This is a genomic window from Dielma fastidiosa, from assembly GCF_000313565.1.
Classification (GTDB): Bacteria; Bacillota_I; Bacilli_A; order Erysipelotrichales; family Erysipelotrichaceae; genus Dielma; species Dielma fastidiosa.
Map to the genome: position 1 here is coordinate 374,792 of NZ_HE578925.1, position 14,513 is coordinate 389,304.

Below are 14,513 nucleotides of genomic sequence, written 5' to 3' on the forward strand. Positions count from 1 at the left end.
TTAGCTTGTAAAGGAGGAAATCATGTTCCTTAAACGTATAGAACTGCAGGGTTTTAAATCCTTTGCCGATAAAACAATCATCACCTTTGATTCTGATGTAATCGGTATTGTAGGACCTAATGGCTGCGGTAAAAGCAATATCAACGACGCGATTCGCTGGGTGTTGGGTGAACAGTCCGTAAAAAGTCTGCGCGGAACTTCAATGAGCGATGTGATCTTTTCGGGTTCAGATACCCGCAAGGCTGTAAATATGGCTGAGGTTACCTTGGTATTTGATAATACACAGCATTTTCTGCATGTTGATTATGAAGAGGTAGAAATCACAAGACGGCTGCATCGTTCAACCGGTGAAGGGGAATACTTTCTGAACCGCACACCGTGCCGGCTAAAGGATATTCAAAATCTGATCATGGATACCGGCTTGGGCCGTGACTCCTTGTCTATTATCTCGCAAGGCACCATTTCCAGCTTTGCGGAATCAAAACCGGAAGATCGCCGCGGTCTATTTGAAGAAGCGGCCGGTGTAGCAAAGTATAAAAAACGTAAAATCGAGTCATTGGGAAAACTGAGCCGCACTCAGGAGAATCTTGATCGCTTGGAAGATATTATCATGGAGCTTGAACGTCAGGTGACCCCATTAAAGCGGCAGGCGAAAAAAGCTGAGACTTATTTGGAAAAGAAGCAGGAATTGGAAGCCATTGAAATCAGCGTACTTGTCGATGAGATTGAGCATCTGAATGAACAGATTGAAGAGGGAAAGAAAAAAGCGTTTGATTTGCAGAGCAAAAAAGCGCTGCATGAAACGACGATTGCGGTCAGTGAAAGCAAGAATCTTGAGCTGAAGCAGGAAATGTCACAGCTTGACCGTGAGGTGAATCAGCTTCAGGATGAATTTATGAAAATTATGGGTGAAATTCAGTCATTGGATGCCCGTAAAACAGAAATTGATGAAAAGCGCAAATATGCCATGGCTTCGGCTAATGCCGAAATCAGAGCTAAAGAATTAAAAGCGATGATTGATGAAGCACAGTATGAGTATAATGACCGCAGCTCACGTTTAAATGAATTAAATGTTGATTTAAAGCTGAATCAGGAGAAGGCGGATAAGCTAAGCAATGATGCGGCTCAATGCAATGTGATGCTGAATGAACAGAACGCTTATCTGAACAGTCTGTTAAACCGCCGCTCGGTACTTGAGAATCTGGTGAAGCAGCCGTTTAATCATCAGCAGGGTGTAAAGGCAATCTTAGAGGTAAAGGATTCTTTAAATGGTGTTTTAGGTGTTGTTTCACAGATATTAAAACCGCATGACAATTATGAAAATGCTGTCAGCAATGCGATTGGCGGTGCTTTGTATTATATTGTCACTGAGGATGAAATCAGTGCCCGTCACGCCATTACTTATCTGAAAAAGAATGCGTCAGGCAGGGCGACCTTTTTGCCGATTACCGTATTGAAAAAACGCGGTATCTTCAAGGAGCATGAGATCATTGCTAAAAACAGTGTCGGCTACCTTGGCACTGCCAATGAATTTGTAGACTGTGATACGGCATTTGAGGTTGTTCGTGACTCACTGATGGGCAATGTATTGGTCTGTGATAATCTGATCAATGCGAATGAGCTTGCCCGTACCCTCCACTTTAATTATAAAATCGTAACGTTAGACGGCGATGTGGTCCATAAGGGCGGCAGTATGAGCGGCGGTAAGGTAAGAGATTCCTATTCACCGATGTCACTGCAGAAGGAATTGGATCAGATTCATGAAAAAATTGCGAATCAGCAGGTCAAGACGGATAAGCTGAGAGATGATTGTTCATCACTGGCTTCAAGAGGTGAAGCCTTGCAGGCATCGTTGGTACAGCTGAAAATTGATATTGCACAGCTGCAGCCGGTCGTGGATGCGAAGAAAGCGAAGATGGATCGTCTGAAGGCTGAGTATGAGGAATTAAAGCCGGGTGAGCTGAATGATGATGAAGCGGTGAGCGAGGATACTTTAGTTGCCCAGTTAAGCGGCGCGTATTCTAAACGTGACGCGATTACCTCACAGTTAAAAATTAAACGCGAACGCCGCGCGAAGGCTGGCGCGGAAGTGGAACGCAATGATGTTTCAATCCGCAATTTGCGCCGTGAATGCAATGCGCTGCTTGCTGATGAGCGTGAATATGAATTAAGCCGGGTTAAGGCAGAAACAATGCTTCAGAACGCTTTAAACCGTTTAAGCAGTGATTATGAAATGACGTTTGAATATGCCCAGACGCAAAAAATGGATACCGATATTGCGGAAGCCAGAAAACGCGTACAGGTGCTGCGTCAGGAAATCAGCGCATTAGGCAATGTCAATCTGGAAGCGCCGGCTCAGTATGAAGAAGTCAGCGGCCGTTTTGAATTCCTGACGAAGCAAAAGGGTGATCTGCTTGCTGCCAAGGACAAGATTCTTGAAGCTATTGATGAAATGGATCAGGTGATGATCAAGCAGTTCAAGGAAATGTTTGATAAGATCAACGCGGAGTTAAACGATGTATTCAGAACGCTGTTTGGCGGCGGCCGTGCCTCACTGGTGCTTGTCGATCCCAATGATATCCTGAATACGGGTATTGATATTGATGTTCAGCCGCCGGGCAAGAATGTTCAAAACATCAAGCTGTTCTCCGGTGGTGAAAAGAGCTTGATCGCCATTTGTGTTCTTTTTGCTATATTAAAGGCAAGAACAATGCCGCTTTGTATTTTCGATGAGGTTGAGGCAGCGCTGGATCAGGCTAATGTTGAGCGATTTGCTAAGTATATCTCCCATTTCCGCGGCGGCAGTCAGTTTATCGTTGTGACTCACCGGCCGGGTACGATGGCGCAGTGTGACGCGCTCTATGGCGTGACAATGAAACAAAATGGTGTCAGCTCACTGCTTAAGGTGCAGCTGCAGGAAGCTATGCAATATGTAGATAAGAAAGAGGTGAATGCCTAATGGGTATCTTTTCTAAATTAAAACAGGCATTTTCAGGCAAACAGGACAGTGACCGCTATTTAAGCGGCCTGGATAAATCAAGAAAGTCTTTTTCGGAAAAAATCCGCCGTTTATCCTTGAATTTCACCGGCGTAAATGAAGAATTTCTTGAGGAGCTGATGGTGATTCTCTTGGAAGCGGACATCGGGATTCACACCGCTCAGAAAATTGTCGATGCGGTTGAGAATACGGCAATGGACCGCAAACTGAAAAATTTTGATGAGATCGTTGAATGCCTGATTGAAGAAATGGCAAAAATGTATAATGCCAAGGAAGACCGTGAATTTGAGTTTAATGATCAGGGACCGACAGTAATTCTGATGGTTGGCGTTAACGGCAGCGGCAAGACGACGACCACCGCCAAGCTTTCAAAGCTGTTTCTGGATCAGGGCAAAACAGTGGCCGTTGCGGCGGCAGATACTTTCCGTGCCGGTGCGATTGATCAGCTGGCGGTTTGGGCTGAGCGTTTAAATATCCACTGCATTAAAGGACGCGAAAACGGCGATCCAAGTGCGGCATTAGTCGATGGCTGCCGTTATGCGGTTGAAAATAAGATTGATGTGCTGATCGGTGATACCGCCGGCCGTCTGCAGAATAAGACTAATCTGATGAATGAGCTTTCCAAAATGCACCGTGTTGTTGAACGGGAAATCCCGGGCGCCCCTCATGAGGTATGGCTGGTATTGGATGCGACTACTGGTCAAAATGGGATCTCACAGGCTGAGCTATTTACTGAAGCATGCAATGTGACAGGCATTATTTTGACGAAATTAGATGGTACGGCTAAGGGCGGCATCGTCATCGCGATTCGTGATCGTTTAGGCCTGCCGGTAAAATATATCGGTTTGGGTGAAAAATTAGATGATTTGCGGCCATTTGACTTAGATGCTTATTTATATAGTCTGTGTGAAGGATTGGCTGGTAATGAATAATAAGACTGAGAAAATGAATGAATATCTTGATTGGTATGAGGATTTGCTGACTGAAAAGCAAAAAGAAATCTGTACTCAGTATTATCGTGAGGATTTTTCATTAGCAGAAATCAGTGAAAATTTCGATGTTTCACGCAGTGCTATTCTTGATACACTGAGACGCAGTGAGAAAATCATGGAAGAATATGAAGAAAAGTTACAGCTTGTGCAAAAATTTCATGCACGATCAGAAATTTATGATAAAATAAAATCGTTTGGTAATAAAGAAATTAATCAATATGTCATGTTATTAGAAGAAAATGAGTAACGGAGGTAAATTATGACAAAAATTATTTCAGTAAATGCGGGCAGTTCAAGCTTAAAATTCCAGCTTTTTGAAATGCCGTCAGAAGAAGTGCTGACTTCTGGTATCGCTGAGCGTATCGGCCTTGAAGAGGGGATTTTCACAATCAAATATAATGGTGAAAAACATACACAGAATCTGCCGATTAAGGATCATAAGGTAGCGGTAGATTTACTGCTTAAAGCACTTGTAGAACATAAGATCGTTGAAAATCTTGAAGAAATTAAGGGTGCGGGTCATCGTATCGTACAAGGCGGCAGCTATTTTGATTCAAGCGCGGTTGTGGATGAGGATGTAGTGAATAAGGTAGAAGAACTTTCTGATTTAGCGCCGTTGCATAATCCGGCTCATTTGATTGGTTATCGCGCATTTAAAGAAGCTTTGCCGCAGATTGGCCACGTTTTTGTTTTTGATACTGCCTTCCATCAGACAATGACACCGGAAAGCTATTTATTCCCAGTACCGATGGAATGGTATGAAAACTACAAGGTTCGCCGCTATGGTGCTCACGGTACAAGTCATCAATATGTTTCTCAGCGCTGCGCTGAATTGATGGGCAAAGATGTTAAGGATCTTAAAATCATCACTTGTCATTTAGGCAACGGTGCTTCAATTACGGCTGTTGACGGCGGTAAATGTATCAATACATCAATGGGCTTAACGCCGCTTGGCGGTATCATGATGGGTACTCGCTGCGGTGATATTGACCCGGCTATCGTACCTTTCGTAATGAAAAAGACTGGCATGACACCAGATGAAATGGATACAGCATTGAATAAGAAATCAGGTATGTTAGGTATTTCAGGCATTTCCAGCGATGCCCGTGATATTGAAAACGCAGTTGCGGAAGGCAATGAACGCGCTATTTTAACTCAGCAGCTTTATGTTAACCGCGCGATTAATGTTATCGGTGGTTATTACTTCCAGTTAGGCGGCTGTGATGCAATCGTATTTACAGCGGGTCTTGGTGAAAATGACTGCAACCTGCGTCATCAGATCTGTGAAAAGCTTGAAAAAGCAATGGATCTGAAAATGAATTATGAATTAAATGATAAAACCCGCGGTAAGGAAGTCTGTGTTTCTGCCGATGATTCTAAGGTACAGGTTTGGGTAGTACCAACTAATGAAGAATTGGTTATTGCCAGAGATACTTACAGCCTGTTAGGTTTCTAAGATGGCTAAGGATTTCTTTGAAATCATTGAACAATATGATACTCTAGCGCTTTTCCGTCATGTATTTCCTGACGGCGACGCGCTGGGTTCTCAATTCGGCCTTAAGCTATGGCTTGAAGAAGCTTATCCTGATAAGCGCATAGTTGCTTTAGGGGATAATGAAAATGCTGATTCAGCTTTTCCTATCAGTGATACGATCAGTGATGAAGCGCTGAAGGGTGCCTGTGCGATCATTCTTGATACAGCCAATGTCGACCGCATCGATGATCAGCGTTATAAGCTATGTGATACGGTAATTAAAATTGATCATCATCCGGTGGTTGAAAGCTACGGGGATCTCAATCTTGTGGAAGAGCAAGCCTGCTCAACCTGTGAAGTATTGACGAAACTGCTGATGGGTGTGAAGGATACATGCTCCAAAGCGGCGGCGAGCTATCTGTACTGCGGCTTGCTGACCGATTCACAGAAGTTCTCCATACCGAGTGTCAGCGCGCAGACGATGGCCTGCGCTGCCTGGCTCAGTGCTCAGGGTGTCGATATTTCGGCTTTGAATCATCAGATGTTTGCAACTGATCTGAAATCATTCAGATTTGAAGCCTATCTGAAGAATACATGCACAATCATTGATGATCAGCTGATCTATAAAATCATTGAACAGGAAGAATATGAGCGTTTTGGTCTCAGCTTTATAGAGGCTAAGGATAAAGTGAATGCGTTTGCCGGCATCAGCGGGATTGAAGTATGGGCGTTATTTACCCGCAATCCTAATGAGGAAGGCCATCTATATAATGGTTCGCTGCGTTCTTATCGCAAAACCATCAATGATATCGCAAATGAATATCACGGCGGCGGCCATAAGCTGGCCAGCGGTGTTAAGAAGCTCACGCGCTTGGATATTGATGAGCTGCTGTCACGCTTAATGAAACGAATTGCAGAATAAGCAGGCGATGCCTGCTTTTATGTTATAATAGAAGAAAAGAAAGGGGATGTTTTCATGAGTGTGCATTTACATACAAGAAGCTGTTACACCTTGCTGAAAAGTCCGCTGCGGATCAAAGAGATCGTCGCAAAGGCTAAAGCCTATGGATATCATGCGGTAGCGCTGACGGACAAGAATGTAATGCATGGCGCCATGGCTTTTTATCATGAATGTATGCGTCAGCAGATTAAGCCGATTCTCGGCCTTGAATGTGATGTCAATCTGCATGATCAGATCATCCCTTTGCTGCTGCTGGCGAAAAATGACGATGGTTATCGTTCGCTGATGGCTTTATCTACCTATTTGAACACAAAAAGCAAGATCATTGCCTTTGATGATCTGATTGATTATACAAAGGACTGTGTTGTGCTGACTGCCGGAGAGCATTCAGTTTTTGAACAGTATTTGATTAATGAAGATAAGGTGCGTCTGGAAGAAATCATAACCGAGTTTAATCAGCATTTCCGAGATTTTTATGTGTCAATCGCGATGAATGATTCCGGTCTGTTCAGTATCAAAAATGCGTATCTGAAAGAGATTTGTCTGAATAACAGTGTTAAAACAACAGCTTTATCAAGAATCTATTATGCGGATCGTGAGGATGAGGAAAGCTATCGCGTACTATGTGCTATCGATCAGGGTGTTTCATTGCATGATAAGACATTAAATGTATCCTCCCTGCGCTATTTTAGAACTCAGGAGGAGATGGCACAGCTTTATGATGCTGATGATTTAGCGGCTACCGATGCGATTGCTGCGTCCTGTGATGTGAGAATGGCTTTCCCAAAGGCATCCCTGCCGGTTTATGAGAATAAATTTCATGTCAGCAGCGAGGAATATCTGCGTCAGCTTTGTATGCAGGGATTAAAGAAACGTTTTGGTTATCAAACGATTCCGGATAATTATTATAACCGCTTGAAATATGAACTTGATGTTATTTTGAAAATGCAGTTTGCCGATTACTTTTTGATTGTTTATGACTTCATTCGTTTTGCCCGTTCACAAAATATTTATGTAGGGCCGGGACGCGGCAGCGCGCCGGGTTCTTTGGTGGCCTATTGTTTGGGTATTACTCATGTCGATCCTTTAAAATATCACCTGCTGTTTGAACGTTTTCTGAATCCGGATCGTATCAGTATGCCGGATATCGATACCGATTTTCCTGACAACCGCCGTGATGAGGTGATCGACTATGTCCGTGATAAGTATTCGCAGGATCATGTGGCCCATATTGTAACCTTTGGTACCTTGGCAGCGAAACAGGTGATCCGTGATGTCGGCAAGGTGTTGGGAATCGCGGTTCATGATCTCGATATGTTAAGCAAGGCAATTCCCAATGTTCCTAAGGTAACGCTTGATTATGCTTATAACATGGCTGATCAGCGGTTTAAGAAAATGATTCACGCGTCCAAAAATTTCGAACATCTTTATGCGATCGCGAAAAAGCTGGAAGGACTGCCGCGTCATGCTTCAACACATGCTGCCGGTATTGTCTTATGTGATACCGCGATAACGAACGTCTGTCCGCTGATGGAAACCGAAGAGGGGATCTATTCCACGCAGTTCACAATGGAATATTTAGAAGAACTGGGACTTATTAAGATGGACTTTTTGGGGCTTAGAAATTTAACGATTATTGATGAAATCGTGCAGAATATCAATGCCCAGCAGACGGAAAAACTGGATATTATGAAAATACCGCTGGATGATGAAAAGACCTTTGCTTGTATACAGGCAGCCGATACGGTCGGTATCTTCCAGCTCGAGTCAGAGGGAATGAAAAATCTGATTCGCAGGATGAAACCCCGCAGCTTTGAAGAGATTGCCGCAACCATTGCTTTATATCGTCCAGGTCCGATGGAAAATATATCGCTTTATTTAGAAAATCGGGCACACAACGATCAGATTGTCTATGATCATGAGGATTTAATTCCCATACTTAAAGATACCTACGGCATAATTCTGTATCAGGAGCAGATCATGCAGATCGCGCAGAAAATGGCTGGCTTCTCCCTTGCGAAAGCGGATATTCTGCGTAAGGCGATGAGTAAGAAAAAGCTGAAGGATCTTCAGCAGCTAGAAAAAGAGTTTACGCAGGGGGCCTTGGCTAAGGGCTATAAAGAAGAGGTTGTACATAAGGTTTATGCCTTGATTTTGAAATTTGCCAATTATGGCTTCAATAAATCGCATTCTATTGCCTATGGCCTGCTTGCTTATCAGATGGCCTATCTGAAGGCTAATGCGCCTTTGCAGTTCTTTACCAGCCTTTTAAACAGTGTCATCGGCAGTGAGAGCAAGACCAGCGAATATATCTTTGAAGCCCGCAAACGGCGGCTGACGATTCTGCCGCCAAGTGTTAATGAATCTAACGCTGATTATCTGATCGAGCAGCAGGCCATCCGCTTTCCGCTCTTAGGTATCAAAAATATCGGTGTGGCAGTCTGTGACAGTATTCTGAAAGACCGTTCAATCAATGGCCGTTATGCTGATTTCTATGATTTTGTCGCCCGTATGGCAACATGCAAAGTTTCACGAAAGTGCATCGAATGTTTGATTGATGCCGGCGCATTAGATGATTTCGGCATGAACCGGGCTTCCATGCGCGCATCACTTGAAGAGGCTATTCGTTATGCGGAAATTGTAAAGGTGGAGGATCAGAATCAGATTACGATTAATTTCAATCTTGTATCGAAACCGGCACCGATTATGATTAAAGAAACAAATGAGCGTAAATGTGAAGCAGAAAGGGAAGTGCTTGGTTTCTATCTCAGCAAGCATCCGATTACGGAGCTGCGTTCTCAGCTTGATATCAAAGCCCCGCTTCTGATTGATTATAAAGGCAAGATGGGCAAGGCTGAAATGTTTGGTCAAATCGAGCGCGTTCGCCAGCATAAAACAAAAACCGGTGATTTAATGGCTTTTGTGACCTTGATGGATGAAACGACAACCTATGATTTAGTGCTGATGCCGCGTGTTTATCAAAAATATATTCAATATTTGATTAAAGGCAGGATGGTTTTGATTCAGGGAGATATTACCCGAGAGGACAGCTGCTTGGTGAAACAGCTTCAGGAAGTGACACCGCCGGGCCTTGTATAGATGTTTTTAAGATTATTTTACGGAAAATAATTGACGGATTTACCTTTATATGGTAACATAACTATGTTGTATGTCCTTTTGGCTTACAACCGCATGATACAGGGTTACAAGTACGCAAGTCTCCTGTTATTGGCGAGTCTTATGAAAGAAGGAGGTGCGATTATGTACGCAATTATCGAAACAGGTGGAAAACAAGTTCTTTGTGAAGTTGGTTCAACAATCTTTGTTGAAAAATTAGATGTTCAGGAAGGCGAGCAGGTTGTCTTTGACAAAGTTGTTTGCTATTCAAACAGAACAACTAAAGTTGGTGCTCCTTATGTTAAGGGTGCTAAAGTTACTGCTAAAGTTGAAAAACAAGGCAAGGCTAAGAAAATCACGATTTACAAATACAAATGTAAAGATGGAAGCTCACACCGTAAACAAGGTCACAGACAACCTTATACTAAATTAACAATCGAAGCAATCGAGGCTTAATTGTGGTTACGGTTACAGTGAATACAGTGCAGGATGAGATAGCGGCCGTAGAGATAAGCGGACATGCTGATTATGCTGAACATGGGCAGGATTTGGTCTGTGCCGGTGTCAGTTCAATCGGTGTAGGTATTCTGAACGCATTGGAGGAACTGGCTGAAGGTGAATGCTCACTGCAAATGGACAGTGGCTTCATCAGTATACACGTATTAAATCGTCATAATGAGACGGCACAGCTGATTTTAAAGGTCATGCTGATTCAGTTTCAGACTATGACGGAAACTTATAAAAAATACATTCAAATACAGCAAATGGAGGTGGCATCATGAAATTTGTATTAGATATCCAATTATTCGCATCTAAAAAGGGAGTAGGTTCTACTAAGAACGGCCGTGACTCTCAATCAAAACGTTTAGGCGCTAAGTTGGCTGATGGTCAATTCTGCACTGGCGGTTCTATTATTTATCGTCAACGCGGAACCAAGATTCACCCGGGAACTAATGTTGGTCGCGGTGGTGATGATACATTGTTCGCAAAATGCGACGGTATCGTTAAGTTCGAACGTCTTGGTAAAGACAAAAAGAAAGTTTCTGTTTACCCACAAGCATAAAAAGTCCCCGAAAGGGGATTTTATTTTTGAAGCAAGAAAAGAGGTGCGAACATGTTTGTTGATCGCGTAAAGTTAAAAGTAAAAGCTGGCAAGGGCGGCGATGGTATCGTTGCGTTTCGCCGTGAAAAGTATGTACCGCTGGGCGGGCCAAGCGGCGGTGACGGCGGCAAGGGCGGCAGTGTTATCTTTCAGGTAGATACCGGAAAGTCAACATTGCTGGATCTTCGTTATAACCGCAAGATCGTCGCTGAGGACGGCGGCAAGGGCAAGCCAAAGAAAATGCATGGCGCTGACGGTAAGGATACCATTATCAAGGTGCCGCCGGGAACGTTGGTAAAACGTGAAAACGGCAGTATTCTCGCCGATTTGACCCGGCCGAATCAGCAGGCGGTCATTGCTGCCGGCGGTAAAGGCGGCCGTGGTAATTTCCATTTCAAATCAAGTGTTAATTCAGCACCTGAATATAGTGAAATGGGTACCTTTGGCGATGAATATGATATTCAGGTAGAATTAAAGGTATTGGCAGATGTCGGCTTAGTCGGTTTCCCATCCGTTGGTAAATCAACGCTGCTTTCCGTTGTTTCAAAAGCCAAGCCGGAAATCGCTGATTATCATTTTACGACCATCACGCCCAATCTCGGTTTAGTTCAGGTTGCTGACGGCCGCAGTTTTGTTATGGCAGATTTACCGGGCTTGATTGAAGGAGCCAGTGAAGGCAAGGGGCTTGGTATTCAGTTCTTAAGACATATTGAGCGCTGCCGGGTAATTATTCATATCATTGATATGGGGGCCAATGACGGCCGTGATCCTGTTGAGGATTACCGCATCATTAATAATGAATTGGCTTCCTATGAATATCGTCTGATGGAAAGACCGCAGATTGTGGTTGCTAACAAGATGGATTTAGACGCTGCTGCAGATAATCTGCGCCGGTTTAAAGAAGCCTATCCGGATGTTGAGGTATTTGAAACCACAACGATTATTGCGGAAGGCTTGGATCCAGTATTGTATCGGGCTGCTGATTTACTAGCCGTGACTCCGGAATTCCCAATGCACAGTGAGGTTGAAGATCAAGAGAGCGAAGGGGTGCTTTATAAATTTGAAGAACCTGAAAAACCGTTTGAGATTCGTAATCTCGGCAATGGCAAATGGCAGATTGCCGGCGAAGAAATTGAACGTGCATTTAATGCGACACGTTTTAATTCTGAAGAAGCCGATCAGCGTTTTGCCCGCAAGATGCGTGTACTCAATGTCGATCAGGCACTGCGTGACGCTGGCTGTCAAGACGGCGATATTGTAGTTATCTGCGATACAGAATTTAATTTTATCGATTAAGGGTGAGCAATCATCCTTTTTTATTGCCTGAAAGCGAAAGAAACACTTAAAAGGCTATGTAAGTTTTTGCGGGGCGTCCCGCAAACCTGCATGAAATCAGGGGATGCGCGCGGACAAATGGGGCCTTGCGGAGACCAAACCTTGGGGGCCTGCATGCTTATCCCGAACCCAAGGAAATGAGCTTCTATCGTTCCGCATGACCGCCTCGGCGTGAGACTGGCCCCGTCTCATGCCGGGGCTATTTTCATGCGCGGCGGGAATTCCAATCCCACGATTGAAAACAACTAGATAGCATAGTGCGCCAAATGATGTGTGCTTAAATCAGCCTGACAAACTGGAATTTAGAGTCTTATTTGCTCAATAATATGTTTTGTGTTTTCTCCTATGGACTTTGTTCCATCCACTCGTATAATAGGACAGTTTAAAGATTGCAGCCATTCTTCAACAACATTTTCATCTCTAAATTGAACAAGATTAAAGAAGTTGTTTTCCTGCTCATATAAATCTCCACCCGGCAGCATTCTATTACCAAATTTCTGAAAAGAACGGTTTTTAACGCGTTGTAACCGAACATCTTTCGGAACATCAATCAAAACGGCATACTGTAAATAGGGATAGAACCATTCTCCGTAATCCCCTTTTACTGAAGCAAGAACAAAATTTTCATATATTTTAATTTCATCGAAAAGGAGCTTTGTAGCTTCTTCGCGGGTGCGTGGATAAGCATAAATATAATGATGATCCGCCATAGGAAAATACAGGCTTTCGTTATCAATAAAATGAAAATTTAATTTCTCTGCTAAGACTTTTCCCAACGTACTCTTTCCAGTCCCGTTTAGACCACATACAATTATTCCTGTTCCCACAAATTTCTCTCCATTAAATTCCGATTTGCTGAATACGCCTTATAAGCCAAAGGTGTATTTGTTTACATTCTAAAGCTACACCTCATAAAAGTCAAATTTAGAGCGGCATAGTTAAAAACTGTTACTTGTTTCTACAAGCCTTTATAACGCTTTAGTAAATATGGGCGGCATTTGGGCTGCAAATCGTCCAATATATAAACTATACATTTGGCTAAAACCCAGTAACCATGCGCTTTCCAGCTTATTGGGAAGCCTTAACCTGCTGGAAAAATATCTATTTTTTATTACTATCATGGAGTGTAAGATATAAATTATAATGTACAAATTAGCTGTAACAAGATTGTAAATAAATTTCATTTCAAATAGCGAAATATCATAATATATAATTATTAATAGTAAATAAATATTAAATATAATTAAAAGTTGTTGATTTAAATACCTTTATGTGAAATAATTAATTTGACGGAGGGAAAGTCAATGAAAAACAAAATAATCAGTATTCTATCAGTATCAGCCTTAGTGCTAGGACTAAGCGCTTGTTCGACAGAAAACAAAGATCCTAAACCAGAGATTGAGGTCAAGGAGCCGGCTGTGGAAACATTCGCGGCAGAGTATGAAATGAAGGGTACGACATCCAGCGGCAAGCCTAAAAATGATACATTCATTTTTGAAGGTAAAACTGAAGATGGCATCATCACAGAATTGAATTTTGATATTATCCGCAACAAAGGCAGCGAAGGTGAGTATTCGAAAAAAGATATTATGGGATATTTAATGAATATCTCTGATGCGGCTGTAGAAAAGACAGCAGACGGCTATAAGCTGACAACTTTAACCGCTTATGGTTATGATCCTGCTTATGGTGAAGGTGCGCTTGCGCAGTTCATGGTTTCAGCTTCATGCGATAATCTGACTGACACAACAACATTTAAGGAACTGAATTTCAGGGATGACGCCTTGTCTTCACCGGATAATGCAGTATCTGTAGCGATGGATAAAGCGTTGTTAGCCTATGGCTATCTTGCAAAGGATGGCGGCATCGAACTGAATGAAGAGACATTGGTGAAAGATATTCTCAGTATGCATGGTTTATATGCTGATGGTTCTTATCAGGAAGGATCTAAACGTATCTCATTTGCCGGCTATCATGGCGGCAGAAGCTACGGCGAACAGATGGCAGCCATTGAAGCTTATATTTTAGAAAACAAAATGACATTAGAAGATGTCTACGAAATGTTTAAAACAACAAATCAGGCCAGTGAGCCGATTGAAGAAAGAGACACCATTTCTGGAGCGACAATTACCTTTGTCGGTGATTTCCAGAGAATGGTTTATCTTGCGATTCATGGTGAATTATTTGAAGGTGTGGTAACTCATACAACGACTGACGGTAATACTAAGGTTGAGGTTGTAACTCAAGGCTACGGCGGTGAAATGGAAACCCATGTCACTTTTGATGCGGAAGGTAAAATTACCGCAATCAATGTCAGAGATGCTCAGGAAACCGAAAATGTCGGCGGTGTATTAACGGCTGAAAATTCTGATTTCATCAATGCTTTAATCGCAGGTCAAGACGATTTAAGCAAGGTAGATGCAGTGTCAGGCGCTACGGTTACTTCCAATGCGATGATTAAAGCTGTCGAATTGGCTGTAGAATATTATAAAGGTTTATAGAAACAGGAACTCTCCGCATACGCGGGGAGTTTT

Annotated in this window: 12 protein-coding genes and 1 other annotated feature; of the genes, 11 read left to right on the plus strand and 1 reads right to left on the minus strand. The window is 42.9% G+C overall.

Annotation, left to right across the window (positions count from 1 at the left end; translation table 11 throughout):
• The first annotated feature begins 22 nt into the window (after positions 1 to 22).
• From DAHG_RS07605 to obgE, 10 genes are all read left to right on the plus strand, one after another.
• A complete protein-coding gene (locus tag DAHG_RS07605; RefSeq protein ID WP_022937745.1) occupies positions 23 to 2,959 on the plus strand; it encodes a chromosome segregation protein SMC in 2,937 nt (978 codons plus the stop codon).
• Positions 2,959 to 3,930 (plus strand): signal recognition particle-docking protein FtsY, encoded by a 972-nt coding sequence (ftsY, locus tag DAHG_RS07610; protein WP_022937746.1) that lies wholly within the window; start codon positions 2,959 to 2,961, stop codon positions 3,928 to 3,930. The genes DAHG_RS07605 and ftsY overlap by 1 nt, the downstream gene beginning before the upstream one ends.
• Complete coding sequence (ylxM, locus tag DAHG_RS07615) at positions 3,923 to 4,237, plus strand: YlxM family DNA-binding protein (protein WP_022937747.1); 315 nt, start codon at positions 3,923 to 3,925, stop codon at positions 4,235 to 4,237. The genes ftsY and ylxM overlap by 8 nt, the downstream gene beginning before the upstream one ends.
• Positions 4,238 to 4,249: 12 nt before the next feature.
• Entirely contained in the window at positions 4,250 to 5,446 is a 1,197-nt protein-coding gene (locus tag DAHG_RS07620; protein ID WP_022937748.1) for an acetate/propionate family kinase, read from the plus strand.
• 1 nt (position 5,447) lies between these two features.
• Complete coding sequence (locus DAHG_RS07625; RefSeq protein WP_022937749.1) at positions 5,448 to 6,386, plus strand: DHH family phosphoesterase; 939 nt, start codon at positions 5,448 to 5,450, stop codon at positions 6,384 to 6,386.
• Between the two features lie 54 nt (positions 6,387 to 6,440).
• On the plus strand, positions 6,441 to 9,524 hold the full coding sequence (gene dnaE / locus DAHG_RS07630; RefSeq protein WP_022937750.1) for a DNA polymerase III subunit alpha: 3,084 nt from the start codon (positions 6,441 to 6,443) through the stop codon (positions 9,522 to 9,524).
• A gap of 77 nt (positions 9,525 to 9,601) precedes the next feature.
• Positions 9,602 to 9,674: a sequence feature (ribosomal protein L21 leader region), on the plus strand.
• 12 nt (positions 9,675 to 9,686) lie between these two features.
• Positions 9,687 to 9,998 (plus strand): 50S ribosomal protein L21, encoded by a 312-nt coding sequence (gene rplU / locus DAHG_RS07635; RefSeq protein WP_022937751.1) that lies wholly within the window; start codon positions 9,687 to 9,689, stop codon positions 9,996 to 9,998.
• Positions 9,999 to 10,000: 2 nt separating this feature from the next.
• Positions 10,001 to 10,324, plus strand: coding sequence for a ribosomal-processing cysteine protease Prp (locus DAHG_RS07640; RefSeq protein ID WP_022937752.1), 324 nt, complete (start codon positions 10,001 to 10,003; stop codon positions 10,322 to 10,324).
• Positions 10,321 to 10,605 carry a 50S ribosomal protein L27 gene (rpmA, locus tag DAHG_RS07645; RefSeq protein WP_022937753.1) on the plus strand — a complete coding sequence of 95 codons (285 nt, stop codon included), beginning with the start codon at positions 10,321 to 10,323 and terminating at the stop codon, positions 10,603 to 10,605. The genes DAHG_RS07640 and rpmA overlap by 4 nt, the downstream gene beginning before the upstream one ends.
• A 51-nt stretch (positions 10,606 to 10,656) precedes the next feature.
• Positions 10,657 to 11,940, plus strand: a complete 1,284-nt coding sequence (obgE, locus tag DAHG_RS07650) for a GTPase ObgE (protein WP_022937754.1) — start codon at positions 10,657 to 10,659, stop codon at positions 11,938 to 11,940.
• A 341-nt stretch (positions 11,941 to 12,281) separates the two neighbouring features.
• On the opposite strand, the gene DAHG_RS07655 is transcribed toward obgE, so the two are convergent.
• A complete protein-coding gene (locus tag DAHG_RS07655; protein ID WP_022937755.1) occupies positions 12,282 to 12,806 on the minus strand; it encodes an AAA family ATPase in 525 nt (174 codons plus the stop codon).
• A 477-nt stretch (positions 12,807 to 13,283) separates the two neighbouring features.
• Between DAHG_RS07655 and DAHG_RS07660 the strand changes: the two genes are divergently transcribed.
• Entirely contained in the window at positions 13,284 to 14,480 is a 1,197-nt protein-coding gene (locus DAHG_RS07660; RefSeq protein ID WP_022937756.1) for an FMN-binding protein, read from the plus strand.
• Positions 14,481 to 14,513: the final 33 nt, after the last annotated feature.